General features: G+C 68.0%; 23 protein-coding genes. 15 read left to right on the top strand and 8 right to left on the bottom strand.

What is annotated here, in order from left to right; all coding sequences use genetic code 11:
* The first annotated feature begins 44 nt into the window (after positions 1-44).
* Positions 45-866, top strand: a complete 822-nt coding sequence (locus AB0F51_RS25730) for an MBL fold metallo-hydrolase (protein ID WP_360284136.1) — start codon at positions 45-47, stop codon at positions 864-866.
* Positions 867-987: 121 nt separating this feature from the next.
* Here the strand turns inward: AB0F51_RS25730 and AB0F51_RS25725 are convergent, their stop codons facing one another.
* The 3 genes from AB0F51_RS25725 to AB0F51_RS25715 form a co-directional block, all read right to left on the bottom strand.
* Positions 988-2,127, bottom strand: a complete 1,140-nt coding sequence (locus AB0F51_RS25725) for a glycosyltransferase (protein ID WP_360284135.1) — start codon at positions 2,125-2,127, stop codon at positions 988-990.
* A complete protein-coding gene (locus tag AB0F51_RS25720) occupies positions 2,124-3,269 on the bottom strand; it encodes a glycosyltransferase family 1 protein (RefSeq protein WP_360284134.1) in 1,146 nt (381 codons plus the stop codon). The genes AB0F51_RS25725 and AB0F51_RS25720 overlap by 4 nt, the downstream gene beginning before the upstream one ends.
* A 162-nt stretch (positions 3,270-3,431) precedes the next feature.
* Positions 3,432-4,436 carry a hypothetical protein gene (locus tag AB0F51_RS25715; protein ID WP_360284133.1) on the bottom strand — a complete coding sequence of 335 codons (1,005 nt, stop codon included), beginning with the start codon at positions 4,434-4,436 and terminating at the stop codon, positions 3,432-3,434.
* Between the two features lie 121 nt (positions 4,437-4,557).
* Between AB0F51_RS25715 and AB0F51_RS25710 the strand changes: the two genes are divergently transcribed.
* Positions 4,558-6,138, top strand: a complete 1,581-nt coding sequence (locus tag AB0F51_RS25710) for a methylmalonyl-CoA mutase family protein (RefSeq protein ID WP_360284132.1) — start codon at positions 4,558-4,560, stop codon at positions 6,136-6,138.
* Between the two features lie 39 nt (positions 6,139-6,177).
* Here AB0F51_RS25710 and AB0F51_RS25705 read toward each other — a convergent pair whose 3' ends face one another.
* Together AB0F51_RS25705 and AB0F51_RS25700 are read right to left on the bottom strand one after the other, a co-directional pair.
* A complete protein-coding gene (locus tag AB0F51_RS25705; RefSeq protein ID WP_360284131.1) occupies positions 6,178-7,362 on the bottom strand; it encodes an amidohydrolase in 1,185 nt (394 codons plus the stop codon).
* Positions 7,363-7,393: 31 nt separating this feature from the next.
* The gene (locus AB0F51_RS25700) at positions 7,394-8,683 is read right to left on the bottom strand and encodes a VOC family protein (RefSeq protein ID WP_360284130.1); all 1,290 of its coding nucleotides are present in this window, start codon (positions 8,681-8,683) and stop codon (positions 7,394-7,396) included.
* Positions 8,684-8,937: 254 nt separating this feature from the next.
* Here AB0F51_RS25700 and AB0F51_RS25695 point away from each other — a divergent pair, with 254 nt between their 5' ends.
* The 6 genes from AB0F51_RS25695 to AB0F51_RS25670 all read left to right on the top strand — a co-directional run bounded on the left by AB0F51_RS25695 (position 8,938) and on the right by AB0F51_RS25670 (position 15,856).
* Positions 8,938-10,014 carry a BMP family ABC transporter substrate-binding protein gene (locus tag AB0F51_RS25695; protein ID WP_360284129.1) on the top strand — a complete coding sequence of 359 codons (1,077 nt, stop codon included), beginning with the start codon at positions 8,938-8,940 and terminating at the stop codon, positions 10,012-10,014.
* A gap of 105 nt (positions 10,015-10,119) precedes the next feature.
* Positions 10,120-11,670: an ABC transporter ATP-binding protein gene (locus AB0F51_RS25690; RefSeq protein WP_360284128.1), complete on the top strand. Its 1,551-nt coding sequence runs from the start codon at positions 10,120-10,122 to the stop codon at positions 11,668-11,670.
* Positions 11,671-12,879 carry an ABC transporter permease gene (locus AB0F51_RS25685; protein ID WP_360284127.1) on the top strand — a complete coding sequence of 403 codons (1,209 nt, stop codon included), beginning with the start codon at positions 11,671-11,673 and terminating at the stop codon, positions 12,877-12,879.
* Entirely contained in the window at positions 12,876-14,162 is a 1,287-nt protein-coding gene (locus AB0F51_RS25680) for an ABC transporter permease (protein ID WP_360284126.1), read from the top strand. The genes AB0F51_RS25685 and AB0F51_RS25680 overlap by 4 nt, the downstream gene beginning before the upstream one ends.
* A gap of 26 nt (positions 14,163-14,188) precedes the next feature.
* The gene (locus AB0F51_RS25675; protein ID WP_360284125.1) at positions 14,189-14,578 is read left to right on the top strand and encodes a cytidine deaminase; all 390 of its coding nucleotides are present in this window, start codon (positions 14,189-14,191) and stop codon (positions 14,576-14,578) included.
* Positions 14,579-15,856, top strand: coding sequence for a thymidine phosphorylase (locus tag AB0F51_RS25670; RefSeq protein ID WP_360284124.1), 1,278 nt, complete (start codon positions 14,579-14,581; stop codon positions 15,854-15,856).
* Positions 15,857-15,948: 92 nt separating this feature from the next.
* Here AB0F51_RS25670 and AB0F51_RS25665 read toward each other — a convergent pair whose 3' ends face one another.
* Together AB0F51_RS25665 and AB0F51_RS25660 are read right to left on the bottom strand one after the other, a co-directional pair.
* Positions 15,949-16,623, bottom strand: a complete 675-nt coding sequence (locus tag AB0F51_RS25665; RefSeq protein WP_360284123.1) for a hypothetical protein — start codon at positions 16,621-16,623, stop codon at positions 15,949-15,951.
* Positions 16,624-16,758: 135 nt separating this feature from the next.
* A complete protein-coding gene (locus AB0F51_RS25660) occupies positions 16,759-19,077 on the bottom strand; it encodes a M9 family metallopeptidase (protein WP_360284122.1) in 2,319 nt (772 codons plus the stop codon).
* 128 nt (positions 19,078-19,205) lie between these two features.
* Here AB0F51_RS25660 and AB0F51_RS25655 point away from each other — a divergent pair, with 128 nt between their 5' ends.
* From AB0F51_RS25655 to AB0F51_RS25635, 5 genes are all read left to right on the top strand, one after another.
* Positions 19,206-20,168 (top strand): LysR family transcriptional regulator, encoded by a 963-nt coding sequence (locus tag AB0F51_RS25655; protein ID WP_360284121.1) that lies wholly within the window; start codon positions 19,206-19,208, stop codon positions 20,166-20,168.
* Between the two features lie 101 nt (positions 20,169-20,269).
* Positions 20,270-21,487 (top strand): histidine kinase, encoded by a 1,218-nt coding sequence (locus AB0F51_RS25650; protein ID WP_360284120.1) that lies wholly within the window; start codon positions 20,270-20,272, stop codon positions 21,485-21,487.
* A 5-nt stretch (positions 21,488-21,492) separates the two neighbouring features.
* Entirely contained in the window at positions 21,493-22,149 is a 657-nt protein-coding gene (locus AB0F51_RS25645; protein ID WP_360284119.1) for a response regulator transcription factor, read from the top strand.
* Positions 22,150-22,155: 6 nt separating this feature from the next.
* Positions 22,156-22,512: a hypothetical protein gene (locus AB0F51_RS25640; protein ID WP_360284118.1), complete on the top strand. Its 357-nt coding sequence runs from the start codon at positions 22,156-22,158 to the stop codon at positions 22,510-22,512.
* Positions 22,509-24,104, top strand: a complete 1,596-nt coding sequence (locus tag AB0F51_RS25635; RefSeq protein ID WP_360284117.1) for a carboxylesterase family protein — start codon at positions 22,509-22,511, stop codon at positions 24,102-24,104. Before AB0F51_RS25640 ends, AB0F51_RS25635 begins: the two co-directional genes overlap by 4 nt.
* Here AB0F51_RS25635 and AB0F51_RS25630 read toward each other — a convergent pair.
* Positions 24,094-24,633: an ATP-binding protein gene (locus tag AB0F51_RS25630; protein ID WP_360284116.1), complete on the bottom strand. Its 540-nt coding sequence runs from the start codon at positions 24,631-24,633 to the stop codon at positions 24,094-24,096. The two genes, AB0F51_RS25635 and AB0F51_RS25630, sit on opposite strands and share 11 nt — an antisense overlap.
* Positions 24,634-24,796: 163 nt before the next feature.
* Here AB0F51_RS25630 and AB0F51_RS25625 point away from each other — a divergent pair, with 163 nt between their 5' ends.
* Positions 24,797-25,441: a nucleotidyltransferase domain-containing protein gene (locus AB0F51_RS25625; protein ID WP_360284115.1), complete on the top strand. Its 645-nt coding sequence runs from the start codon at positions 24,797-24,799 to the stop codon at positions 25,439-25,441.
* On the top strand, positions 25,438-25,851 hold the full coding sequence (locus tag AB0F51_RS25620) for a hypothetical protein (protein WP_360284114.1): 414 nt from the start codon (positions 25,438-25,440) through the stop codon (positions 25,849-25,851). The genes AB0F51_RS25625 and AB0F51_RS25620 overlap by 4 nt, the downstream gene beginning before the upstream one ends.
* Positions 25,852-26,121 lie beyond the last annotated feature (270 nt).

The following is a 26,121-nucleotide window of genomic DNA, read 5'->3' as shown; positions in this document are numbered from 1 at the left end:
AGCGGCGACAGAAAATGACCCCGGCGACGCCGGGTGGAGAGGGGATGACAGTGAGTTTCTGGATCTGTGAGACCTGCGCGGTCGAGCACTCCGAGCAGGTCGAGGTGTGCGCGATCTGCGCCGACGAGCGGCAGTGGGTGCCCGCCGACGGGCAGCACTGGACCACGCTCGAGGAGCTGTCCGCCGCCGGCTACAAGGTGGACGTCAAAGAGGTCGAGCCCGGCCTGTACGGCGTCACGTCGACCCCGAGCGCCGGGATCGGCCAGCAGTCGATGCTGGTCCAGACCGCTGAGGGCAACCTGCTGTGGGACCCGATCGGCTACCTGGACGACGACGCGGTCGAGCAGGTCCGGGCCCTGGGCAACGTGGCCGCGATCATCGCGAGCCACCCGCACATGTACGGCGTACAGGTCGAGTGGAGTCACCGGCTCGGCGGCGTACCGGTCTATGTGTCCGAAGCCGACAAGGAGTGGGTGGCGCGCCAGGACGAGGTGATCCGGACCTGGTCGGGCACGCTCGACCTGCTCCCCGGCGTCACGCTGATCCAGCCGGGCGGCCACTTCCCGGGCAGCGCCGTCGTGCACTGGGCGGAAGGTGCCGAGGGCAAGGGAGTGATCCTTGCCGGCGACACAATCTTCGCCAACCCCGACCGCACCTCGGTGAGCTTCATGCGCAGCTACCCGAACCGCATCCCCCTGTCCGGCGCGGTCGTCGACCGCGTAGCCAAGGCCCTGGACGTCTTCGAGTACGACCGCCTCTACGGCAACTTCGGCGCCTCCATCCCGGAGAAGGCCCGCGAGGTAGTCCGCTTCTCCGCCGACCGCCACGCCGCCTGGGCGAGAGGCGACTACGACCACCTGACGTAGTACTGGGCAGATGTAGCTGTAGCAGACGTTCGTCCACACCTTCGTGGTCGGTGACGGCCGGGTCCCCGACCGGGATGTTCGGATCCCGTTGCGGCAGTGGTGGGGCCGTCACTCGGTGGGGTTAAGCGGCTAGGCGGTTTGCGGCCAGGCGGGTGTGCAAGGCGAGCATGTGCTGGATGCAGGTGGGCCAGTCGTAGAGCTCGGCTTGTTGGCGGGCTGCGGGTCTGCGGTTTGGTTGGGTTAGCAGGTCCAGTACTGCGTCCGCTAGGGCCGCTGGGGTGGGGTGGGCCCAGCGGCCGCAGCTCTTGGTTATTAGTTCGCGGGCGCCGCCGGTGTTGGCTGTGACTACTGGGGTGCCTGATGCCAGGGCTTCCAGTACTGCGAGGCCGAAGGTTTCGCCGGGGCAGACGGAGAGGGCGATGTCTGCTTCGGCTAGGTGGCGGGCCAGGGTTTGGCGGCTGTCGACGTAGCCGTGGAAGGTAACGGGAGCTGAGCCGGCGATCGCGATCAGTTCGTCTAGGTGGGGGCCGGAGCCGTAGACGTCCATTCGGAGGTTGATGCCGCGGCGGTGGAGTTCGGCTGCGGTGGCTACGGCTAGGTGGGGGCTCTTTTCGCGGGAGAGGCGGCCGGCGTGGACCAGCTTCAGTACGCCGTCGTCGGCCGGGGTCCCGAGGGATGGGTGGAAGGTTTCTAGGTCGACGCCGAGTGGGATTCGGACCAGTGGGGTCGTCACCTCGTCGAACTCGGCGGCGGCGTACCGGGAGGTGACCACGACGGCGTCGTAGGTGCGGCTCAGGAGCCGGTACAGCGCCCCGACGCCCGCGGCGACGCCGAGTTGGCGGCCGGTGCGCAGGGAGAGCATCGCGTCGAGACGTTCGTGGCTGAACAGGATTGAGCCGATTCCGTTGCGGCGGGCCCACCTTGCTACTGGCAACAAAGTGGACTTGTCGGAGATCTCCACGGTGGTTGGGCGGAAGCGTTCCAGTGCGTCGATCACGCGCCACGGGTCGGTGATCAGGCGGTAGCCGCCACCGACCTTCGGTGCCTTCATCCGGACGATGGTGCCGGCCTCGGTCTCGGTGACGCTGTCGCGTTCGCCGGGTGTGATCAGGATCCGTTCGGCGCCCGCCTCGCAATACCCCTGTCCGAGATGTTCGATGGCCGTCCGCATCCCGCCCGAGGTCGGCCCGACGAAGTTGGCGAGCTGGGCGATGCGGAGCGCCCCGGGCCGGCCGGCGGGGAAGTTGCTCAGGACGGTCATGCGGCCCGCCGGGGGCGCGCAGTACGGGGGGTTTGTTGTGCGACTTCTTCCAAGACTTCTGCGTAGTGCTTAGAGACAAGGTCATCGACAACTGCCGGCCAGGTTCTCGTCTGTACCCGCCGTTGGCCGGCTGCTGCCATCGCGTTGCGCTCAGCCGGGTTGTCCAGCAGGTGGGCGACGGCTTGGCGCAATGAGCCCGGCTGACCCGGCTCGAAAAGCAGGCCGTTCTCGCCTGGGCGGATCAGGTCGAGCGGACCGCCCGCGGCCGGGCCGACCGTGACGACTCCGGAGGCCTGCGCTTCCTGGATGGTCTGGCAGAACGTCTCGTGCTCACCCGTGTGCACGAAGACGTCCAGGCCGGCGAAGATGCCGGCCAGGTCGGTACCGCGGCGCATCCCGAGGAAGGTTGCCCCTGGCAACGTGTGCTCCAGCGCTGAGCGGTCCGGGCCGTCGCCGACGACGACGAGGTGACAGTCCAGGCCGGCCAGCTCGGCCAGTCGCTTGACCTTCTTCTCCGCGGCCAGCCGGCCGACGTACCCGACGATCGGTTTGCCGTCCGGCGAGATCTCCCGGCGCCAGCGTTCGTCGCGGTGGGACGGGTCGAAGAGGTCGAGGTTCACGCCGCGGCCCCAGGTGTGGACCCGGGGGACGCCCGCCTGGACGAGTTGCGCGACCGAGGCCGACGACGGCGCCAGCGTCCGGTCGGCGCGCGAGTGGATGCGCCGGATCCACGCTTGGACGCCACGGTCGGCCTTCGCGAACCAGGGGTACTGCCGGGCGAAGGCGGCCAGGTCGGTCTGGAACACCGCGACGGTCGGCAGCCCGAGCCGGCGCGCGCTCCGCAGTCCGTAGGCGCCGAGGACGAACGGCGACGCGAGATGAACCAGATCGGGCTGGAAGTCGGCCATCGCCCGCTCGATCGCAGGATCGGGCAGCCCGACCGGGAACTCCTTGTAGCCAGGGATCCCGAAGCTCCGGGCCCGGATCACCCGGACGCCCTGGTATCTGTCCGGACCGGGGCCGGCGGCAATGATCAGCAGCTGGTGATTCTGGGCCAGCAACCGGTCGGCGACGTGGCGAACCGTGTTCGCCACGCCATTGATCTGCGGCAGGAAGGACTCGGCGACCATCACTATGCGCACCCTGCGAGGTTCCCGACCCCGCATGAACCCTCGGCGACACTCCCATGACTCCCCGTCAATCCCCTGACGACACCTCCCCGACCATCGCCCAACCACCAGGCAACCACCCGGCAACCACCCGGCAACGAAGGAGAGCTCCCCAGACGTCGTACGGACGACGTGCTACTCCGGGACTAGCCAGGTCTCCTCGTTGAAGAGGGTCAGGCGGATCTGCTTGTCGCTCACCACCAGGTCGACTCGCCATCCGGCGACGAAGGCACTGCGCGAAGGGCCGCCGAGATGCAGGCCCACCCAATCGAACACAGGCCCGACGGCGTTGCCACGCAGGTGGGCGAACACCTTGATCCTCAACTGGTTGAAGGTCTCCGGCGTGGTCGCACCATTCGTGGCGGTGGCGACCAGGTAGGTGATGCCCGTATCCGGCCCCGAGAACTTCAGCGCCATCGCCGGCTGCCCGGTACAGGTCTCGTTGTCGCCGGTGCAGGTGAAGCCGTCGGCCCGAAGCGCGTCGGCCAGCTGCGGCTCAGTGGTGTCGAGGTGGAGCACCGGCACCTTGATCGGAGTGATGTTCCGCTTCGACGCGCTCAGGTATGTCTTCGCACCGTGGCCGAGGAGGTGGTAATCGCCCCATGAACCCTCCGGGAATCCCGCGAAGGCTCGGTTGAAGATGTCGATGACAGCCGGATGATCCGCGGGGAACACGACCGGGCCGGCGATGTCGATGAGGGAGCGGAGCAATCCCCTGGTGTATTTGGGGCCGTTCACCTTGAGGTTCAGGCCGATGACGCTCCCGTCGGGGTGGTGCTGGAAGATCGCCTCAACCGTGGTCCCGGTGACATCCTGCACAGCGAAACAGCCGGTCTGGCCGCCCTCCGGGGCGGTGAAGCGTACGCTGCACTCCAGACCCCGTTGGGTCAGGGCGTCGGCGAGAGCCCGCGCCTGACCGCTCAGCTCACCGCCGGCGGTGACGCCATCGGCGGGCACGAGTGGGGCGGTGGGCGGCTCCAGACCCGCCGCCGGGTCGTCCCGCCGTACGAGGAACACCACGACGAGGGCGATCACGACCAGCCCGGCGATGAGGCCGCCCGACACGACCGGCCACCGCCTCCGCTGGGGCGCGCGGTCGTCGAAGCCCCACGGGGGATCCGGTGCGGCGTGGTGGGACATGCGGGCAACCTTCTCAGTCAGCAAAGAAGCGCGAATCTACAACAGGGTTGTGCTGGAGCCCACACCGGTGACGTGCGCTGGTGCATACCAGTGGTGGGGTGGTTCGGCCTACGGTGGGGGGATGAGTCATCAGACCGAGTCGGGATGGGATTTCGAGCCGGTCTACGGGCCGGAGCGGCTTGCTGGGTTCGAGCCTGGGGAGAAGCTGGGTGCGCCGGGGGAGTATCCGTTCACCCGGGGCGTCTATCCGACGATGTACACGCAACGGCCGTGGACCATGCGGCAGTACGCCGGGTTCGGGACCGCCGCCGAGTCCAACCAGCGGTACCACCAGCTGATCGACCACGGCACCATGGGGCTGTCGGTGGCGTTCGACCTGCCGACCCAGATGGGGTACGACTCCGACGCGCCGATCGCGCACGGTGAGGTCGGCAAGGTCGGGGTGGCGATCGACTCGATCGACGACATGCGGCTGCTGTTCGACCGGATCCCGCTGGACCAGGTGTCCACCTCGATGACGATCAACGCGCCCGGTTCGGTGCTGCTGCTGCTCTACCAACTCGTCGCGGAGGAGCAGGGCGTCTCCGGTGACAAGCTCACCGGCACGATCCAGAACGACGTCCTGAAGGAGTACATCGCCCGCGGCACCTACATCTACCCGCCGAAGGAGTCGCTGCGGCTGATCAGCGACATCTTCGCGTACTGCCAGACCGAGCTGCCGCGCTGGAACACGATCTCGATCTCCGGCTACCACATGGCCGAGGCCGGCGCGACGCCCGCGCAGGAGATCGCCTTCACGCTGGCCGACGGGATCGAATACGTCCGTACTGCGGTCGCGGCCGGCCTCGACGTCGACACCTTCGCCCCGCGCCTGTCCTTCTTCTTCGTCTCCCGGACGACGCTGCTCGAGGAGGTCGCGAAGTTCCGCGCGGCCCGGCGGATCTGGGCGCAGGTGATGCGCGACGAGTTCGGCGCGAAGAACCCCAAGTCGCTGATGCTCCGGTTCCACACCCAGACGGCCGGCGTCCAGCTGACCGCGCAGCAGCCCGAGGTCAACCTGGTCCGGGTTGCGATCCAGGGCCTCGCCGCGGTCCTCGGCGGCACCCAGTCACTGCACACCAACTCGTACGACGAAGCGATCGCGCTGCCGACCGAGAAGGCGGCCCGGCTCGCGTTGCGCACCCAGCAGGTGCTCGCGTACGAGACCGATGTCACCGCGACTGTCGATCCGTTCGCCGGCTCGTACGTCGTGGAGTCGCTCACCGACGAGGTGGAGGCGGCCGCGCGCGAGCTGATGGAGCGGGTGGAGGAGTTCGGGGGCGCGGTCGGAGCGATCGAGAAGGGCTTCCAGAAGCAGGAGATCGAGCGGTCGGCGTACCGGATCGCGCAGGAGATCGACTCGGCCGAGCGGGTCGTCGTCGGGCTGAACAAGTACCGCGTGGCCGAGGAAGAGCCGTACGAGCCGCTCCGGGTGAACCCGGCCATCGAGGCCGAGCAGGTCGCCCGGCTCGCCAAGCTCCGCGCGGAACGCGACCAGGCCGCCGTCGACAAGGCTCTCAACGACCTGCAGAACGCTGCCCGAGGCAACGACAACTGTCTCTACCCGATGAAGGAAGCTCTGCGGGCCCGCGCCACGGTCGGCGAGGTCTGCGACGCCCTCCGCGCAGTCTGGGGCGTCTACGTCCCGGCCGACACGTTCTGACCCTGGCCGGACTGACCAGCCGTAATCAAGACCGGCTGGTCAGTCGAGAAGGGCAGTAGCAACCAGTACTCCGGTGCCGAGCGTGATGGCGTCCTCCGACGCGTTGAAGCCCGGTGTGTGGAGGTCGGCCGCGTCCTCGACACCGGGTGGCGTGACGCCGAGCCGGGCCATCGCGCCGGGGACGTGTTCGAGGTACCAGGCGAAGTCCTCGCCGCCCAGGCTCTGGTCGGTCGAGGCGACCGCGTCGCGGCCCATCGTCTGTTCGACCGCCGAGCGCAGGACGTTGATCGCGCCGGCGTCGTTCATCACCGGCGGGACGCCATGCGTGACCTCGGTGTCCACCTCCACGCCGAACGGCGACACGAGGTGCTGGGCCAGCGTGGGGATCAGCTCCGCCGCGAGCCGCCAAGCGTTGACGTCAAGGCAGCGCAGCGTTCCTTCGGCCTCGCCGCGAGCCGGGATCGCGTTGGCCGCCGACCCCGCCGTGATCCGGCCCCACACCATCGACATCCCGGCGCGCGGGTCGACGCGGCGCGAGAGGACGGCCGGAAGTTCGGTGACGAGGGTCGCGAGCGCGTAGACGAGGTCGCCGGTGAGGTGCGGGCGCGAGGTGTGCCCGCCCGAACCCGACAGGCGGATCAGGATCCGGTCGGCGGCAGCGGTCAGCGCGCCGGTCCGCAGGCCGACCTGCCCGACCTGCAACCGGGGGTCGCAGTGCAGGCCGTAGATCCGGTGCACGCTCTCCAGGCCGCCGGCCGCGATCACGCCGAGCGCACCGCCTGGCATCGACTCTTCCGCGGGCTGGAAGATCAGCCGCACCCGGCGATCGAGCAGGCCGTCGCGGGCCATGCCGGCCAGCACCAGGCCGGCCCCGAGCAGAGCGGCCGTGTGGACGTCATGTCCGCACGCGTGCGCCGTGCCCTCGATCGTCGAGCGCCACGGCGAGTCGACCCCGTCCGGTACGGGCAACGCGTCGATGTCCGCCCGCAGCGCCACGCAAGTGTCGCCTGAACCGACGTCGCAGATCAGCCCGGTGCCGGTGGGCAGCACGCGAGGTGAGAGGCCCGCCGCGGTGAGTCGCCGCGCCAGCAGTTCCGTCGTACGGACCTCGTGCCAGCCGAGTTCGGGATGAGCGTGCAGATCCCGGCGTACCGCAATCGCCTCCGCCCGTACCTCGTCGACGCGATCCTCCACGCCGGCCAGCCGCAAGTGCGAAGTCGTCATCCCGGGATGATTTCACACGCCTCGGCACGGGTCAGCCAGTCAGGGTGCGGATGCCGACCTCGTTGCCTTCCGGGTCGGCGAGTATGCGGGTCCCGGACCCCTTGTCCGGGAGCAGCTTTCCACCCGCAGCGAGCGCTGTGGCGACGCGTGTTTCGACCTGGTCGTGCGGGACGAGGAGCTCGAAACGAAGCCGGTTGCGTTGCTTGCGCCGGGCAACATCGGACCCGTCCAGTGGCTGGAAGAAGAGGACCGAATTGAGCCGGCGCGGGTCGTAGATGTCGGACAGGAACTCCCGCCGGTCCGGCTCATAGCCAAGCAGCGCCTGCCAAAAAGCCCGTACTGCGGGGATGTCGACCGCGTCGATGCCGAACTGGACGAAGCGCAGGTTGGTGGGATCCGCGGTGAGGTCCAGCGCGTGAGCCGCTGCCTGGACCTGGGCTGCCAGCTGACCGAAGCCCGGTACGTCGTACTCCCACTCGTCCTTCCCGCTGTCGATCGTGACGCCGGCCGGGCGGATGTCCACCAAGAGCGGCTGGCCGGCCGCGTCGGCCAGGGTGGCGACTGCGGTGGCCAAGGCGCTTGCCTGGGTGGGCGAGGTGGTGGGGTAGAAGGTCATCGCGCCGAAGAGAGTCAGCCAGTCGGCCGTTTCCGGAGAGTCGGTGAGACCCCCACCAGGGACCAGATCGACTTCGTTGCCGTCGGCGTCCGCGAGGGTCAGCCCGTAGGCGCCATAGGCCTCGAGGCCGAGCGAGGCCTTCACACCCGCCACCGCTTCAGCCGGCCGCACGATGTCGACGTGAATCCGCTGACGCAGCGGGCGCGAGTCGTCCAGTTGATGAAAGGAAACAGTCGGATCCCGCCGCGACGGATCGACGAGCTCGCCGGGCTCCACCGCGTCGGCCGCTGGCACCGGCGGCTCGTAGGCGAGGACGGTCTGCCAGAACGACCTCACCGGCGTGGGGTCCGCGGCATCGAAGGCGAACCGCAGAGTTCGCAGTACCGACGGATCAGCACCAAGCCCAAGCTCCCGAGCCGCCACAGAAATCGCCCGAGCCAACTCAAGGTCAGCCGACTCCGGCGACAGCCGCGCGCGACCCCCGTCGGCCCGCGGGGTGGGACCCGGCGAGAGCCGCACGCGCACCCCGGTGGCGCGCAGGTCCAGCTCTGGGAAGCCGTTACCGTCGGTCAGCTCCGCGATCCGGGCCACCAGCTCGGCTCCGGCGCTCTGCGAGGTTGCCTCGAACCACGCGCTCAGGCTGTCGCCGACCACGCGCCAGTCGTCCGCCCCGTCCGACGTACTGTCCAGCTCCATCTCGCTCATGGGCTCAGATTAGGACGCTTCCCGGACTGATCCCGTCCGGAAATGGTGCCTCTGCAGTCCGCAAAGGTCACGCTGCGTGACGAAGAGGCACCGGTCGGCAGAGTTTTCGTTGCAATGCTTCTCCCGCCGATTACTTTCCGGTATCGAGGCCCTTTCACCGTTCAAAGAAGGACGGACTCGCACCTATAGTCTGCGGATGCGGCACCTGGGAAGGCGTGCCGGCGACAGATTTTGGTCAACGAAGGGGACATCCGGTGAAGAAGTACGTGCGGGGACTGGCGATCGTGAGCGTGCTGACGCTCGCCGTCGCCGCTTGTGGCAGCAAGCCGGCTGAGGACACTGCCGGTGGCAGCGCCAACAAGGACTTCAAGGCCTGCATGGTCTCCGACTCGGGTGGGTTCGACGACAAGTCGTTCAACCAGACGTCGTACGCCGGGTTCCAGGCCGCCATCAAGGCGAAGGGCCTGACCGAGCAGAAGGCCGAGTCGAAGTCGGACAACGACTACCCGACCAACATGACCGCGATGGTCGCCGCCAAGTGCAACGTCATCGTCGCCGTCGGCTTCAAGCTCGAGGACGCCACCGACAAGGCGGCCAAGGCGAACCCGGACATCAAGTTCGCGATCGTCGACTCGGCCCCGGCCACCCCGATCCCGAACGTCAAGCCGCTGGGCTTCAACACCGCCCAGTCCAGCTTCCAGGCCGGTTACCTGGCCGCCGCGCTGTCCAAGAGTGGCAAGGTCGGCACCTTCGGTGGCATCAAGATCCCGCCGGTGACCATCTTCATGGACGGTTTCGCCGAGGGCGTGCGCTACTACAACAAGCAGAAGTCGAAGAACGTGGCCGTGCTGGGCTGGGACGACGCCAAGCAGGAAGGCCTGTTCACCGGTAGCTTCGAGGACAAGGCGAAGGGCCAGAACACCGGCCAGAACCTGATCACCCAGGGCGCCGACATCATCTTCCCGGTGGCCGGCCCGGCCGGTCTGGGCGGTCTGCAGGCGGCCAAGGCCACCAACGGCAAGGTCAACGCGATCTGGGTCGACACCGACGGCTGCGAGAGCGCCGCGGAGTACTGCTCGGTGCTGGTCACCAGCGTCAAGAAGGGCATGGACGTCGCCGTTCAGGACGCGGTCACCTCGGTCGTCGACAACAAGTTCGACAACAAGCAGTTCATCGGCACGCTGGAGAACGGTGGCACCGGGCTGGCCCCGTTCCACGAGTTCGACAGCAAGGTCCCGGCCGAGCTGAAGACCGAGCTGGACCAGATCAAGGCCGACATCATCGGCGGCAAGATCACGCTGGAGTCGAAGGCACAGCCGAAGGCGTCCTGACCTCCCGCGACAACGCGTAGTACGGTGCGAGCCAGGAAGACGGGCCCCTGGGGGCCGGACTTCCTGGCTCGCCGTCCGAATGGCTGACGAAGGGGGCATGCCCGCATGCATCTAGAGCTCTCGGGGCTGACGAAGAGTTTCGGCTCCCTGGTCGCCAACGACCGGATCGACCTGGTGATCGAGCCCGGCGAGATCCACTGCCTGCTCGGTGAGAACGGGGCCGGCAAGTCCACCCTGATGAACATGCTCTACGGGCTGCTCCAGCCCGACTCGGGCGAGATCGTGATCGACGGCGAGAAGGTCCCGATCACCTCGCCGAGCGACGCGATCAGGCACGGCATCGGCATGGTGCACCAGCACTTCATGCTGGTTCCGGTGTTCACCGTCGCCGAGAACATCATGCTCGGCCGGGAGAACACCCACGCCGGCGGCGTGCTGGACCGCAAGAAGGCGAACGCCCTGGTCACCGAGCTGTCCGAGCGGTACGGGTTCGAGGTCGACCCCGAGGCGCTGGTGGAGGACATCCCGGTCGGCGTGCAGCAGCGGGTGGAGATCATCAAGGCGCTCACCAACGACGCCAAGGTGCTGATCCTCGACGAGCCGACCGCGGTGCTGACCCCGGCCGAGATCGACGAGCTGATCGCGGTCATGCGCCAGCTCAAGGAGAACGGCACCTCGATCGTCTTCATCACCCACAAACTCAAAGAGGTCAAGGCGATCGCGGACAAGATCACCGTGATCCGCCGCGGCAAGGTGGTCGGCCAGGCCGAGCCGTCCGCCTCCGAGGAAGAGCTGGCCGAGCTGATGGTCGGCCGCGCCGTCGACCTGGTCGTCGACAAGGAACCCGCCCAGCCAGGCGAACCGGTACTACGGATCGAAGGCCTCACCGTGATCGACGAGCGTGGTTTCGCCGCCGTCGACGGGGTGGATCTGGAGGTCCGGTCGGGCGAGATCCTGGCCGTGGCCGGTGTCCAGGGCAACGGTCAGACCGAGCTGGCCGAGGCACTGCTCGGGCTGATCCCGATCGCGGCCGGCCGGATCTCGCTGGACGGCAGGGACCTGACCGGGGTGTCCACCCGGCAGCGGCTCGACGCCGGCATCGGCTACGTCCCGGAGGACCGCGGGCACGACGGTTTCGTCGGCCCGTTCAGTGTCGCCGAGAACCTGGTCCTCGACCTGTTCCGGCAGGAGCCGTTCGGCAACGGCCTGCGGTTGCGCACCGACCAGATCGAGAAGAACGCGAACGAGCGGATCGAGGAGTTCGACATCCGCACCCAGGGCGCCGACCTGCCGGTCTCGTCGCTGTCCGGCGGTAACCAGCAGAAGGTGGTGCTGGCCCGTGAGCTGTCCCGGCCGCTGAAACTGCTGGTCGCCTCGCAGCCCACCCGCGGTGTCGACGTCGGCTCGATCGAGTTCCTGCACACCCGGATCGTGAAGGAACGCGACCAGGGCACCGCCGTCTTGATCGTGTCCACCGAACTCGACGAGATCGCCGCGCTGTCCGACCGGGTCGCGGTGATGTACCGCGGCAAGGTGGTCGGCGTCGTACCGTCCGACACGCCTCGCGACGAGCTCGGCCTGATGATGGCCGGCGCGTCCCGGACCGAGGCCCACGAAGTCGCGATCGAGAACCCGACCACGTTGGGAACCATCTAGATGAGTAACGACACAACCGTCGAGCCGGAGCAGGCGCCACCGGCCGCACCGGCCAAGCAGCGCCGGCTCTCCGGCCTGCCGAGCTGGGCGGTCCAGGGGCTGGTCTCGCTGAGCGCGATCCTGCTGGCGCTGCTGGTCGGCGCCATCTTGATCATCATCGGCGACGACGAGGTGAAGGCGGCGGTCACGTACTTCGGTGCCGCGCCGGGCGACACCTTCTCGGCGGCGTTCAGCGCCGTCGGCAACGCGTACAAGGCGCTCGCGGTCGGTGCCCTCGGCGGGATCACCCCGATCACCGAGTCGCTGACCCAGGCGACCCCGCTGATCTGCGGCGGCCTGGCCGTCTCGCTGGCGTTCCGGACCGGACTGTTCAACATCGGTGCCCAGGGCCAGCTCATCGTCGGCGCGATCCTGGCCGCCTGGGTCGGGTTCGCCCTGCACCTGCCGCCCGGTATCCACCTGATCGTCGCGATCCTGGCCGGTCTGGTCGGTGGCGCACTGTGGGGCGGCATCGTCGGGTTGCTGAAGGCCCGCACCGGCGCGCACGAGGTGATCGTCACGATCATGCTCAACTACGTCGCCATCTACCTGCTCCAGTGGTTGCTGACGACAACGACCTTCAAGCGGCCCGGTCGCGAGGACCCGATCAGCCCGATCGTGGACGCGAACGCGCAGTACCCGCAGTTCGGCAGCACCCGGCTGCACCTCGGCTTCATCCTGGCGTTGCTGGCGGCCGGTTTCGTCTGGTGGTTGCTGAACCGCTCGACCGTCGGCTTCGAGCTGCGCGCCGTCGGTGCCAACGCCGACGCGTCCCGTACTGCGGGTATGTCGGTAGGCCGCGCCTACTTCATCGCGATGCTGGTCGCCGGTGCGCTGGCCGGTCTCGCCGGCACCCAGCAGGTGCTCGGCACCGACCTGCCGCTCACCGACGGCGTTGCCGCCTCGGTCGGCTTCGACGCGATCACGGTCGCCCTGCTCGGCCGCGGTACGCCGCTCGGTACCGTGCTGGCCGGTCTGCTCTTCGGCGCCCTCAACGCGGGCGGCCTGCAGATGCAGCTGCAAACCCAGACGCCTTTGACCCTGACCACCGTGCTGCAGGCGCTGATCGTGCTGTTCGTCGCCGCACCCGCGCTGGTGCGTTCGATCTTCCGGTTCCTGCCGAAGGAACGCGGCGCCGGCGCCGTCCTCGCGAAAGGCTGGAACGGATGAGCGAGTCGACAACCGTCGAGACGGTACGGCCGCCGGCTCCGGCGGCGATCGAGGCGCCGGCCGAGCGGGTACGCCGGTTGCGGGTCGGTGGCCTGATGCTGGTCTTCGCCCTGATCGGGCTGATCCTGGCGATCGCGACCAAGGGCGGCAAGGCAACCTTCCAGTTGACCTCGGGCGACCTGGAGAACAACCTGGTCGGCGTACCGGCTCAACCGGTGGCGATCCTGCTCGGTGGGCTCGGGCTGGTGGCTGCCGTGGCCTACGTGCTGCGCCGGGTTCCGGCGAAGTACAGCGGCTGGCTGGCCGCAGTACTGGGGATCTGTTTCATCGGGGCGTTCCTGTGCTGGGCGGCCGCGGGCAAGACGTTCCCGTTGGCGAACCAGTTCCAGGGCACGCTGAACTTCGCGACCCCGTTGATCCTCGGCGCGCTGGCCGGTGTGCTGTGTGAGCGCGCCGGGGTCATCAACATCGCGATCGAGGGACAGTTCCTGGTCGGCGCCTTCACGGCCGCTGTTGTCGCCAGTACTACGGGGAGCGCGGCCGCGGCGCTCGTGGCTGCCGCGCTGACCGGCGTACTGATGGCTTCGCTGCTGGCGGTGTTCTCCATCAAGTATCTGGTGAACCAGGTCGTCCTCGGTGTCGTGCTGGTGGTCTTTGCCTCGGGCATCACCGGTTATCTGTTCGACCAGTTCCTGCAAGAGGACTCCGCGAACCTGAACACACCGGACGTGCTGTCGGCGATCAAGATCCCGCTGCTCGGCGACATCCCGTTCTTCGGGCCGATCCTGTTCCAGCAGACCGCGCTGGTCTACCTGACCTACCTCGCGGTCGCCGTGGTCACCTTCGTGCTCTTCCAGACCCGCTGGGGCCTGCGGGTCCGCGCGGTCGGCGAGCACCCGAAGGCGGCGGACACGGTCGGCATCCGGGTGAAGCGGATCCGGTACTCCGCGGTCCTGTGGGCGGGCGTCCTGGCCGGCCTCGGCGGCGCGTTCTTCACCGTCGGGTACGCCGGTTCGTTCGCCAAGGGGATGACCGCGGGCAACGGCTTCATCGCCCTGGCTGCGCTCATCATGGGCCGTTGGCACCCGATCGGCGCCATGGTCGCGGCTCTCTTCTTCGGCTTCGCCACCCAGCTGCAGTCCCAGCTCCAGATCATCCAGACCCCGATCCCCGGCGAACTGTTGCTGATGGCCCCGTACCTGGCCACGATCATCGCCGTAGCCGGCCTGGTAGGCCGGGTCCGGGCCCCGAAGGCCGACGGAGAGCCCTACGTCACCGAGTAGGTGGTGTGATGGGGGATGCTGGTGGAATGGATGTGAATTGGCCTGAGCTGCGGTCGGCTGCCGTTGGTGCGATGCGGCGGGCCTATGCGCCGTACTCCGGATTCCCCGTCGGCGCGGCCGCGTTGGTGGACGACGGGCGAATCGTTGCTGGGTGCAACGTGGAGAACGCGTCGTACGGGCTGACGTTGTGTGCCGAGTGTGGGCTGGTTTCCGAGTTGCACGCCAGTGGTGGCGGGCGGCTGGTGGCGTTCACCTGCGTGGATCACCACGAGCAGCTCCTCACCCCGTGCGGCCGCTGCCGCCAGTTGCTGCACGAACACGGTGGGCCGAACCTGTTGATCGAGTCCACCACCGGCAGCCGCCCCCTGCGCGAGCTGCTGCCCGAGGCATTCGGGCCCGAGAGAATGGACGATTGAGTGAGTTTCGACGCGGTCGACGTGATCCGCACCAAGCGGGACAAGGGTGAGCTGAGTGACGGGCAGATCGACTGGGTGATCGACGCCTACACCAAGGGCGCGGTTGCCGACGAGCAGATGTCGTCGCTGGCGATGGCCATTCTCCTGAACGGGATGAACCGTCGCGAGATCGCCCGCTGGACCGCCGCGATGATCGCCTCCGGTGAGCGGATGGACTTCGCCAAGCTCTCCCGGCCGACCGCGGACAAGCACTCGACCGGCGGGGTCGGCGACAAGATCACCCTCCCGCTCGCCCCGCTGGTGGCGGCCTGTGGCGTCGCCGTACCGCAGCTGTCCGGCCGCGGCCTCGGCCACACCGGCGGCACGCTCGACAAGCTCGAGTCGATCCCCGGCTGGCGGGCGGCGCTGTCGAACGACGAGATGATGCGGCAGCTCGAGGACGTCGGCGCGGTGATCTGCGCGGCCGGCGACGGTCTGGCGCCGGCCGACAAGAAGCTCTACGCGCTGCGGGACGTGACCGGCACGGTCGAGGCGATCCCGCTGATCGCCAGCTCGATCATGAGCAAGAAGATTGCCGAGGGCACCGGTGCGCTGGTGCTGGACGTGAAGGTCGGCACCGGCGCGTTCATGAAGGATCTCGCCGACGCGCGTGAGCTGGCCGAGACGATGGTTGCGCTGGGCACTGATGCCGGCGTGAAGACCGTTGCCCTGCTCACCGAAATGTCGGTACCGCTCGGCCTGACCGCCGGAAACGCCTTGGAGGTCAGGGAATCCGTCGAGGTGCTGGCCGGTGGCGGCCCGGCCGACGTGGTCGAACTGACCGTTGCCCTTGCCACCGAGATGCTCGCAGCCGCGGGCGTCACCGACGTCGACCCGGCTGAGAAACTGCGCGACGGTACTGCGATGGACGCCTGGCGCCGGATGATCTCGGCCCAGGGTGGCGACCCAGACGCCGAGCTCCCGGTGGCGCCGGAGCAGCACGTCGTCAAGGCCTCTGCCACCGGCGTGCTGTCGACCCTGGACGCCTTGGCGGTCGGTGTCGCCGCCTGGCGCCTCGGCGCCGGCCGCGCCCGCAAGGAAGACCCCGTCTCCCCGGTCGCCGGAGTAGAACTCCACGCCAAACCAGGCGACCAGGTCACCGAAGGCCAGCCCTTGCTGACCCTCCACGCCGACGACGCGACCCGCTTCGACCGCGCCCTGGAGTCCCTCACCGACGCGATCGAGATCTCCGACTCCTACACCCCGACACCCTTGGTAATCGACCGCATCACCGCTTGACCGGTGAAATGCAGGACCATGGCGGGCAGCCCGAGCGCGCGGCTGGGTGGAGTGCCCCCGCGCACCGGCCGTGGGTAGCGCTTGCGTGACCGTCAGCCGGAGTTGGTGGTGAGGCGGGCTTGTTGCAGGCGGATCATCGTGGTGGCGAGCTTGACGTCGGGTGCTGGTGGTTTGTCGATGGTGCCGGTCTGGCTGACTGTCACCTCGGCGACCATCGCGCCGACCGTGATGCTCGCCTCGGCGACGGCCTCGAACTTCCCGGTCACCCCGTCGACCTCGGTCCGGGCATCGGTCAACGCCCCAGGCAGACCCGGTACGGCGAACGGCGAACCGTGCTCGTCCTGACTCCAGAACCCCTTCTGCAGGTCCTGCGCCCTGGCCTTGGACGTGGTCTTGAACAGTTGGACGGTGACCCGCTTGCGCCGATCCGGGCTGAGCCGGAACGTCCGGTACCCGTCCTTGCACCCCGCGTTCAGCAGCAGGGCAAGATCCTTGGCGGGCGAGGCGGACAGCACGTCGACGAAGGCCTGTCGGGTGAACGGCCCGTTCAACTGCGTCGGGTCGTCAGGCGATCCCTTCAGGAACCCGCTGGGCGCAACGGCCAACCCAGCCAGCGCATTGGCCGCGGCCGGGGTGGGCGCCGCCGCTTCCGCCGTTGGAGGCACGGCGGCTCCGACCGGCGTGGTGAGGGCGTCGCTCCCGCAGCCGGTCAGTGCTGCCAGCCCGGCGAACAGCACAGCGGCAACACCGGGCGCGGCTCGCCTCACGATTCCTCCGCAGTTCAGGGGACTACCGGGCAGAGCCCACCAGATGGAGGTGAACGCCAAGCAAAGGGCGCTTGTACACAGAGGAGTTCCCTCTGCGCGGGTGGGCAGGTGGGCCCGCGCAGAGGGAACGAACGGTCAGTAGCGGGTGCTGATGGTCACGCCGCTACAGGCCGTCGCGCCGTACAGGCTGATGTAGTGGTAGCCCGCCGACGGACTGGTGACGGTGACCGATTCGGAGTTGCCGGTGGCGGTCGACCGTTGGGTGTGGGCGGTGGTGGTCGCCCAGGTGGCCTTGTTGTAGTAGAGATCGCAGTTGCCGGTGCCGCCGCTGCTGGTGATCCGCAGCTGAGCTGTTCCTGCCGGCAGGTTGATGTACAGGTAGTCGTAGTTGCCGGTGGTTGTGCCCCGGTTGCTGCGTTGGCAGTTCTTGCCCAGCACACGGGTGTCGCTCGCGGGGCACTCGGGCAAGCTTGTGCCGCCACCACTTCCACAGTTCCCGGCTGCGCACGCGGACAGCCAGCTGTACCAGTCGGCGTCGTACCGGCTGCCGATCGTGGACCGGAGGTAGCTGGCGGCGGCGTTCCAGCTGCCTGACCTGTAGTAGTTCAGGACGGTGGTTACGTCGCTGCGGTGCGACTGCAGCATGTAGCGCACCGCCAGGTAGCCCCAGCGGTAGACCCGAGTGGTGTCATGGCTGTAGGTGGTGCCGAACAGGGTGCTGAGGGCGTAGGTCCTGCGGCCGGCCTCGGTGATCGCGGCCGTGTAGGTCTCGTTGCGGTAGGAGTACGAGACGTACTCCGCGAAGCCCTCGATCCACCAGATCGTCGGGGTGGTGACGTTCGAGTCGAAGTCGCCGTGCATGTTGAAGCGACCGTCGAGGTAGTGCGTGTATTCGTGGTTGAGGTTCCAGACCGCGAAGGTCGGGCGCAGCCACTCCGCCTCGTAGGCAATGAATCTGGCCTGGTTACCCGCTGCCGCCGGGTTGCCCTCCAGGTACATGCCGCCGTTGTTGGTGTCGATGCCCCACATCGCCCCGGCGTAGGTCTGGTAGTCGGTGCTGGAGTTGTAGACCACCACCTCGAGGCTGGTGTTGCGGTCGTTGGCGACGGGTCCGGGGTCAGCGACGATGCTGTGGAAGTACCCGTCCTGGTTGGCCAGGCTGCTGCAACTCGACGACAGCTGGGCAGCGGTCATCTCCTGGGCGCGGATGCGCAAGGTGGTGCTGCAGGTGTGGTTGATCGGCAGCACTTCGGCGGCCAGCCTCGCTTGCAGGTTGCACGTGTCGTAGTACGCGCAGTTGGCCTTGTCGTGGAAGTCCACCAGTTCGGCGATGCCGACCCACAGCGGTGCGGTCGGGCCTTGGATCGAGGTCTGCCCGAGCAGGCTCTTCGCGAGGGGGCGCACCTTGGCCAGCAGGGCGGAGTACTGGAGGAAGCGGGTGAGTTCCCGGCCGGCGTTGGAGGTCAGGTAGCTCTGCTCGCCGGACAGCAGGTCCTTGTGGCTGGACGCGAAGCTGTACAGGGCGTCGATCACGCTGGGCTCGGACTGTACTGCCGTCACGAACTCCGGCACCTGATGGCCGCGGAACAACACGGTGTAGACGTTGTTGACCGCGTTCACCATCCACCACGAGGTGTTGTACGAGTTGTTGTAGTTGGCAAGCATCCGCTTGACGACCGACAGGTACCGGGCGTTCTGCGCCGAGCTGTCGATCAGCGTGATCGCCTCGGAGAGGGTCTCGCCGTTGGCGTCGGTGACGTCGAAGGCGTGCGAGTTGCCGAAGAAGCTGTCCAGGCCTGCTTGGATCGCCGTACGGAGGGTGGGACCGTAGGTGCCGACGGTGGACGGGTTGTACCACTGCACGTAGTACCCGGCTCGTAGGTAGAGCGTGAGTTGCGCAGTACCGGTCGAGTTGTTTCCCGGGTACGCCGTGCCGTTGTCGCGCAGGCCGTAGGCGACGCTGGCCATCTGGGCCTCGCGGAACGCGGAGTACGCGTCGGTGCCCGTGAGGGTGAACAGGGTGTTCACGCAGTCGGTTGTCGACGCCTTGATCTGGTTGACCAGAGCCGCGCCGGTGCGGCTGGTGAAGTCTGCGGTGTTGCAGGCCGCTGCTGTGGTCTTACGGTTCTGCATGGAGGGGCGCGGCTTGGCGGTTGCCTTGGCGGGTTGGTCGTAGTCGCGGCGCAGCTCCTGCTTCGAGGCAGGAAGGGGCGGGCGCTGGCTGACGGGCAAGCGGGCATCGGTGACGTGCGCCGGCTCGTCGCCTGCAGGTGCCAGCCATTCGACGCCGGTGCGGCCGCTGGGGCTGTTGGGAGCGGATTTGTGAGCGGTCGGCGCGTCTGTGGTCGCTTGTGCTGGAGTGGCACTGAGGCCTAGGCCGATCACGGCGATGGTGGCTGTCAGGGCGGCTGCCGAGGCCGGTCGCCTGAACAGCGGTAATCGTGGGGATCTCATGGTTTGTCCTCCGGGGGCGGGGCACGCGGGCTGCGTGGCTACGGCGGGGAGAGTGCTGATCCGCAACGTTTCGGAGCGTGCCACGCTGAGCAGTTCCCCGGTCATCCCAACGGCGATAGCCTCGCGTTATGGACCCGGAGATCCGCCATCTGCGGGCGATTTGCGCGATCGCCGACGCGGGCAGCGTGACCAAGGCGGCCGCCCGGCTCGGGATCTCCCAACCAGCCTTGACCGGCCTGCTGCAACGCTTCGAACGTTCGCTCGGTGGCCAGTTGTTCGAGCGCGCCCGGACGGGCGTCCGGCCCACCCCACTCGGCGAGCGGGCACTGCAACGCGCCCGGTTGGTGCTGGCCGACATCGACTCCTTCGCCGGCGATCTCACGCTGGCCGCCGGTGCGGGGCCGACCGAACTGCACCTGGGTACGGCGCACATGGAGTGCGTCGGGACCATGGTGGAACGCGTCCAGGCAGCGTTGTCGCCGGTGGAGCTCACCGTCCAGGTCGATGCCTCTGCCATCAGCCTCGCCCAGTCACTGGCGCATCATCGATCCGACTTCGCGGTGATCGGTATGAGCGACGACAGCGACGTCCCGCTGGCGCCCGACCTCGGCCAGCGCACAATCCTGCCCAGGTTGCCGTTCTTCATCGCACTGACGTCGAGCCACCCGCTGGCCGACTGCGAGGAGATCAACCTCGCCGACCTCGCCGACGAAGCCTGGATCAGCCCGCCAGGTGCCGACGACGGCTCTTTGGCTTCCCTCCGTGCCGCGTGCCGTCGGGCGGGTTTCAGCCCGAGAATCCGGTACGAAGCACCCAGCGGCGGCGGCCGTCAACTCATCCAGACCGGCCGCGCCGTCCAACTGGTCGAACCGACTTCCGCCGGCGCGAGCGGAATGGCGATCCGCCGCCTGACCGGCGATCCTCTCCGCGGCCGCCTGATCCTCGCCTGGCGCCGCAGCCGAATCGCCGACGACCAGATCGAGGCGACGTATCTCGCCATCGCCAGTGCCTACACGGAGTACGCCGTCCGCAGCCCGACGTACGGCCCTTGGTGGGCGGCCCATCCGGAAGTCCACCCACGAACCAGCTGACCTGGGCTGCGCCAGCCGCCTGGAGCGGGGGCGGGTGGGGCGCGAGCTGGCTGCGGCTGGAAGTTGACGGTGGGGGACCGATCACGGCTACCGTCAGTGGGGTGCAGGGGAAGTCGGAGGGCGCTGGGGGCGTTGCCGCGTTGATCGTCCCCGGCTCACGCGCTGCGCCCGGTCTCGGCCGGCGCACACCGCGCGACTGGGTTGTGGACGTCGTCTGCGTGCTGCTCGGTTTCGCTTCCGGCCTGATCGGACTTGGTGAAGGAACTACGTCCGCGAGGTTCGGCGAACCACCGTCCTGGCTGCTGCTCTCGTGCTGTGCGGCGGGAGCGCTTGCTTTGCTGCTGCGGCGCCGCTGGCCGGTTGGACTGACCGCGACGTTGATCGTGGCGTCGACTGCGATACCGACCGTCGGTGGCGTCGCCGGGCTGGCGCTGTTCAGCGTCGCGGTGCATCGGCGCCCCGCGGTCAGTCTTGCCCTCGGCGCCGTCTCGATGCTCTCGTGCATGGTCCAGTTCTGGCTCTACCCGGTGGGGCCGGGAGCAACCAGCTACCTACTCGCGGTCGCGATCACTGCCCTGGCCTGTGCCGCCCTGGAGGGGTGGGGCATCGTCGTGCGAACCCGGCGGCAGTTGATGGTCTCCTTGACCGAACGCGCAGTCCGGGCCGAACAAGAGCAGGCCCTGCGGGTCGAACAAGGTCAGCGGCAGGAGCGTGAGCGGATCGCGCGGGAGATGCATGACGCGCTTGGTCATCGGTTGTCGCTGCTCAGCGTCCACGCCGGTGCTCTGGAGTTCCGTCCCGAGATGCCGGCTGACGAGCTGTCCCGCGCTGCCGGCGTGATCCGGTCGGCCGCCCGCGACTGTGTCGACGACCTCCGGGAGATCGTCGGCGTACTGCGGTCCCAGCACACCGTCGGCGGCCCACGGCGCGGTATCGGGGAACTGGACAAGCTGCTCGCCGAGTCGCGGCTGGCCGGCATGGTGATCGACGTTTCCGTGGGGGTCGAGCTGTCCGTAGTACCGGACACAATCGGGCGTCACGGGTATCGCATCATTCAGGAGGGACTCACCAACGCCCGCAAACACGCTGCTGGTCAGGAGGTCCGGCTGGTCCTGGCAGGTGGTCCGGGTGCTGGGCTCACGATCGAGCTGACCAACCGGCTTGTGCCTGGGGAGGCTGGTCCGGGTTCCCGCGTGGGTCTGATCGGTCTTGCGGAGCGCGCTTCGCTGGCGGGAGGCCGGATCGAGTATGGGCCGACGGGCGCGGGCCGGTACCGGTTGGCGGCATGGTTGCCGTGGCCGGAGGGCGCCCTACGATGACGCGCATGAGCGATCGGGTCCGGCTTCTGTTGGTCGACGACGACCCCTTGGTCCGGGCCGGACTGACGAGCATGCTGACCGGGGCGCCGGAGCTCGCGGTGATCGGTGCCGCCGGCAACGGTCGCGAGGCCGTTGACCTGGTTCGCGATCTGCGACCTGACGTGGTGCTGATGGACATCGGGATGCCGGTGATGGATGGCGTGGCCGCCACCGCGGCGATTCGTCGCCGACCGGCACCGCCGGAGGTGGTGATGCTCACGACGTTCGGGTCCGACCAGCATCTATTGGATGCGCTGCGCGCTGGTGCGTCCGGCTATCTGCTCAAGGACGCTGCACCGGTTGAGATCGTGACGGCGGTGGTGAAGGCCGCGTCCGGGGAGTCGGTGCTGTCGCCGCAGTCGACTCGTCAGCTGATGGGCCTGGTGGGCGGCGAGCCGGACCTCCGCCGAGCGGCGGCTTTGACGGCGCTCGGACGACTGACCGATCGTGAACGAGACGTAGTACTGGCTGTCGCCGGCGGACAGAGCAACGCCGAGGCTGCGGCAGCGCTCCAGCTCGGTGTTGCGACGGTGAAGACCCACCTGGCAAACGCTCTGGCCAAGCTCCAACTCAGCAACCGGGTCCAGCTGGCCCTGCTGGCCCACGACGCGGATCTCGTCTGACTTTGGGTGGAACCGGGCCTCGTCCGATCGGCTCCACACCTGATCCCTTCGGTTGATCTGGGCCGGGTTCCTTCAGGTGAAGGCTGGGATCATGGAGACGATTTCAACCGGGAAGTATCGGGGCAGCACTACAGCCGAGCTGTCGTCGTTGAGTGCGATGGACAAGGTCAATTCACCGAGCTGTACGGTCGTTTCCTGGGCGGCGGCGTGAAGAAGTGGGGCGCGCCGATCGTGCTCGACCTCGCGCCCGACCCGTCCTTGGACCTGCTGGTGAATCACCAGTGGTTCAGCGAGCGCACCGACAATGTCGAGTGGACCGAGCGACTGAACGGGTGGCTCGACGCGGCGCGGGGTGTCCGGTGAGCGGCCGGGCTTGCGTCCGGCTGATGCTGGTCGCGGTTGTGGCGGCCTTGACGGTGCTCGCGTTGGTTCCGTTGCGTCATTCGGATGCTCGGCCATCACGGGAGCATCCGGTTGTTCGTACGGACCGAGGGTTGGTGCGCGGCGTCACCGAGCAGGGGTACCGGGTGTTCCGCGGCGTACCTTTCGCGCAGCCGCCGACCGGTGAGCTGCGGTGGCGGGATCCTCGGCCGGCCCGCGCGTGGACGGGAATCCGTGAGGCGACGAAGCCAGGACCGGCGTGCGCGCAGACCGATGCCGTTGGTGAGTACTTGCCGGGCTCATCGGAGGACTGTCTCTATCTCAACGTGACGACACCGGCTGCGGAAGGACGGCGGCGACCGGTGCTGGTATGGCTGCACGGCGGAGCGTGGGCCTCCGGGACCGGTAGCGAGTACGACGGGCGGTGGCTCGCTGGGACGGGCGATGCGGTGGTTGTCACGGTCAACTACCGGCTGGGGATCTTCGGGTTCCTGGGCCACCCGGGGCTTCCTGGTTCAGGAACGTATGCGCTGGCCGATCAGCAGGCAGCTCTGAGGTGGGTCGGAGCCAATGCGCGAGCGTTCGGAGGCGATCCCGGCAACGTCACCTTGATCGGCCAATCAGCCGGTGGTGCTTCGGTGTGTGCGCACCTGACATCTCCGACCGCGGCCGGACTGTTTCACCGTGCAGTCATCCACAGCGGTTCCTGTCTGCAGAACTGGCCGCGTGACACGATGGTTCCCGGTACGGACGCGATCAGTTACTGGGCCTCTCGTGAGGACCTCCAAGCGCGTGGCCGGGCCGCTGCGAAGGCGGTCGGCTGTGGGACCGGCGACCAGTTGCGCTGCCTCCGGGCGGCTCCGGCCCGCAAGCTCATGGAACTCAACGGCCGGTTCGGCCAAGCCGCGTTTCACACCCGTCTCCTGCCGGTGGATCCCCGGAAAGCGTTGAGGTTGGGCCTCTATCACCGCATCCCGGTGCTGCAAGGCAACACCCGCGACGAGCACCGGTACTTCGGTCCGCTGTTCGAGTCGGACGGTGCAATGGACGTTGCCGGCTATCGCTCCAGATTGCGACGCTCCTTCGGTGCCGAGGCGGCAGCGCGGATCGAGGCCGTCTACCCCGCCGACCGGTACCCCTCGGTTCTCGCGGCTTGGACCGCGGTGGTCACCGATCGCAGTTGGGTCTGCCCAACGCTCGCCGCGAACCGGCTGATCATGCGCCTCTCACCGCTGTACAGCTTCGACTTCGCCGACCGCACGGCGCCCCGGTTCGCCGACCTGTTTCCACCCGGGTACGACGCTGGCGCGTTTCATGGCGCCGACATGCCGTACCTGTTCGACTTCGGTGCTCACGCCCGTCTCGATCCCCGGCAACGGCAGTTGTCAAAGACGATGCTGCGCTACTGGTCGAACTTCGCCAGAACCGGAGATCCGAACGGACCCGGGCTCCCACACTGGCCGCAGTACCGCGAGGGTCGCACGACCTTGTCACTGCGATTGGAGCAGCAGGCCCGGGTGGATCTCACCGGCCAGCACCATTGCGGGTTCTGGACTGCAATGATCAGGCGATAGCGGCGAGGAGGCTGGCGATGCGACGGCGGGCGGCCTTGGGGTGAAGGGGTTCACAGCCGGCGTCGACACAGCGCTTCACCACTCGTGGGTCGTCTTTCAACAGCAGGAGCCCTCGCCGAAGCAAAGTCAACGGCGGCTTCCGGTGCTCCCGGAGGTCGCGCTGGAACCGTCGTACGAACGTGACAATCCGATGGTGCCGAACACAGATCGCCGCAGCCAGCAACCCACGCTCCCGCAATGCTCCGACGATCTGATCAGCAAAGATGCCCTCAGCAACCACCAACGGCGACCCGCCCGTCTCCACAGGCCGATGCCCAACAGTCCCATCCGCCGCGATGTCGTAGATCGGCATATCCGCAGTACCGGTAGCGCACAGAACCTCCAGCGCAGCCACCGCCCGCTCCCCGTCCCAGGACCCCGGGTCGTCCCAATCCACAATCCCCAACGGCGACCGCGGCATCGCCGCGTCATCCCCATCCCGATAGAAGTCGTCAAGCCGCACCACCGGCAACCCCACAACCTCCGCCAACCGAGACTTCCCAGCCCCCGAAGGCCCCGCCAACAAAACCACCCGACCACTCACCGCCAGATTCTCGCACCGCCCCGCCTCACCCCACGCATCGATCCGCACGAGCAGCAATATTCTGCCGATATCGGCAGAATATTGCCGATATCGGCAGTAGACTGATGACATGGACATGTCCAATCCGACCAGCACGGTGATCCAGACCGTGGATGGTCCCGTGCTTGAGGTGCTGGCGCGGACTACCGCTCCGCTGACCGGCCGGAAGATCCACCAGCTCGCGGCGGCCGGCAGTGAGACCGGCACGCGGAACGTCCTGAGGCGACTGGCACGTACCGGCCTGGTCGAGGCGACGGAGGTCGGCCCTGCGGTCCAGTACAAGCTGAACCGCGATCACCTCGCCGCGAATGCCGTGATCGAGCTGACCTCACTGCGGCAGCGGCTCTTCGACGGTATCCGCGACGAGATCCGGAGTTGGCCGATCCAGCCGCTCCACGCGAGCGTGTTCGGCTCTGCCGCCCGCGGAGATGGTGGCGTGAGCAGCGATGTCGACCTCCTGATCGTGCACGAATTCAGCGCCGTGGAGGGTCCGACGCAAACTTGGATCGACCAGATCACCGAACTGGCCGACCGGGTCTTTCGCTGGAGCGGTAACCACCTCCAGGCCTACGAACTCAGCTCGGTCGGTTTCCTTCAGCACGTCCAGGCAGGTGAACCGATTGTGAAGGACTGGAGGCGCGACGCCATCACCGTCGCCGGGCCGGAGTTCCGGACCTTCATGAACACCCACGTCCACGAGGAAAACGCACGATGACGCCACCGGTCGGCCGTACGCAGGAGTGCAATCGCGCACAGGCCATCGTCCGACTCAACCAGGCGCGGGCGTTCTTGGAGGTCGCCGAACTCGTGGGCGCCGAAGAAGACGAGCTGGCAAACGACAACGTTGCTGCCGCCCTAGCCGTTCTCGCCGGCATTGCCGCCGCGGACGCGGCTTGCTGCGCCACACTGGGCCGCCGGGCACGCGGTCAGGACCATCGGCAGGCGATCGGCCTGGTCGAGCAGGCCTGCGGCGATGGCAAGGCCCTCGCAAAGGCACTCGGCCGTCTGCTCGACATCAAGGACGGCGCGCACTACGGCATGGTGTACGTCGGACGGCAACAGGCCAAGAGCGCGCTGCGTAACGCGAGCACGCTGATCGACGGAGCTGCTCGACTGCTCACCTAGCAGCAACTTTCCGCGCAGGCGACTGCGGGTCGGCCGCGCTCAGAGGCTTCGCCCTGCCCGCGGTAGGAAGCGAGCCGCACGTGGGCACCCGCGCGACGGAGGAGCGGTAGTTGTGAGAAGGGTGGGTGGGAGTGGGCTTGCCCCCGGGTGGTGGACACCGGGTTATGCGGCTTTGGCCGCGTGGTGGTGTGTGAGTTCGTACTGTATTGGGCTGGTCATGCCGAGGGCTGAGTGGCGTCGGCGGCGGTTGTAGATGTTGGCGATCCAGTG

The sequence above is a fragment of the Kribbella sp. NPDC023855 genome (assembly GCF_040639475.1).
Classification (GTDB): domain Bacteria; phylum Actinomycetota; class Actinomycetes; order Propionibacteriales; family Kribbellaceae; genus Kribbella.
The sequence above is the reverse complement of the archived record's forward strand: the minus strand, read 5'-3'. Positions and strand labels throughout refer to the sequence as shown.

What these genes read in the sequence shown, in the direction of transcription:
- AB0F51_RS25730 (WP_360284136.1), top strand. Translation starts at nt 45, where the DNA reads ATGACAGTGAGTTTCTGGATCTGTGAGACCTGCGCGGTCGAGCACTCC.
- AB0F51_RS25725 (WP_360284135.1), bottom strand. Translation starts at nt 2,127, where the DNA reads ATGACCGTCCTGAGCAACTTCCCCGCCGGCCGGCCCGGGGCGCTCCGC.
- AB0F51_RS25715 (WP_360284133.1), bottom strand. Translation starts at nt 4,436, where the DNA reads ATGTCCCACCACGCCGCACCGGATCCCCCGTGGGGCTTCGACGACCGC.
- AB0F51_RS25710 (WP_360284132.1), top strand. Translation starts at nt 4,558, where the DNA reads ATGAGTCATCAGACCGAGTCGGGATGGGATTTCGAGCCGGTCTACGGG.
- AB0F51_RS25705 (WP_360284131.1), bottom strand. Translation starts at nt 7,362, where the DNA reads ATGACGACTTCGCACTTGCGGCTGGCCGGCGTGGAGGATCGCGTCGAC.
- AB0F51_RS25700 (WP_360284130.1), bottom strand. Translation starts at nt 8,683, where the DNA reads ATGAGCGAGATGGAGCTGGACAGTACGTCGGACGGGGCGGACGACTGG.
- AB0F51_RS25690 (WP_360284128.1), top strand. Translation starts at nt 10,120, where the DNA reads ATGCATCTAGAGCTCTCGGGGCTGACGAAGAGTTTCGGCTCCCTGGTC.
- AB0F51_RS25685 (WP_360284127.1), top strand. Translation starts at nt 11,671, where the DNA reads ATGAGTAACGACACAACCGTCGAGCCGGAGCAGGCGCCACCGGCCGCA.
- AB0F51_RS25680 (WP_360284126.1), top strand. Translation starts at nt 12,876, where the DNA reads ATGAGCGAGTCGACAACCGTCGAGACGGTACGGCCGCCGGCTCCGGCG.
- AB0F51_RS25675 (WP_360284125.1), top strand. Translation starts at nt 14,189, where the DNA reads ATGGATGTGAATTGGCCTGAGCTGCGGTCGGCTGCCGTTGGTGCGATG.
- AB0F51_RS25660 (WP_360284122.1), bottom strand. Translation starts at nt 19,077, where the DNA reads ATGAGATCCCCACGATTACCGCTGTTCAGGCGACCGGCCTCGGCAGCC.
- AB0F51_RS25655 (WP_360284121.1), top strand. Translation starts at nt 19,206, where the DNA reads ATGGACCCGGAGATCCGCCATCTGCGGGCGATTTGCGCGATCGCCGAC.
- AB0F51_RS25645 (WP_360284119.1), top strand. Translation starts at nt 21,493, where the DNA reads ATGAGCGATCGGGTCCGGCTTCTGTTGGTCGACGACGACCCCTTGGTC.
- AB0F51_RS25625 (WP_360284115.1), top strand. Translation starts at nt 24,797, where the DNA reads ATGGACATGTCCAATCCGACCAGCACGGTGATCCAGACCGTGGATGGT.
- AB0F51_RS25620 (WP_360284114.1), top strand. Translation starts at nt 25,438, where the DNA reads ATGACGCCACCGGTCGGCCGTACGCAGGAGTGCAATCGCGCACAGGCC.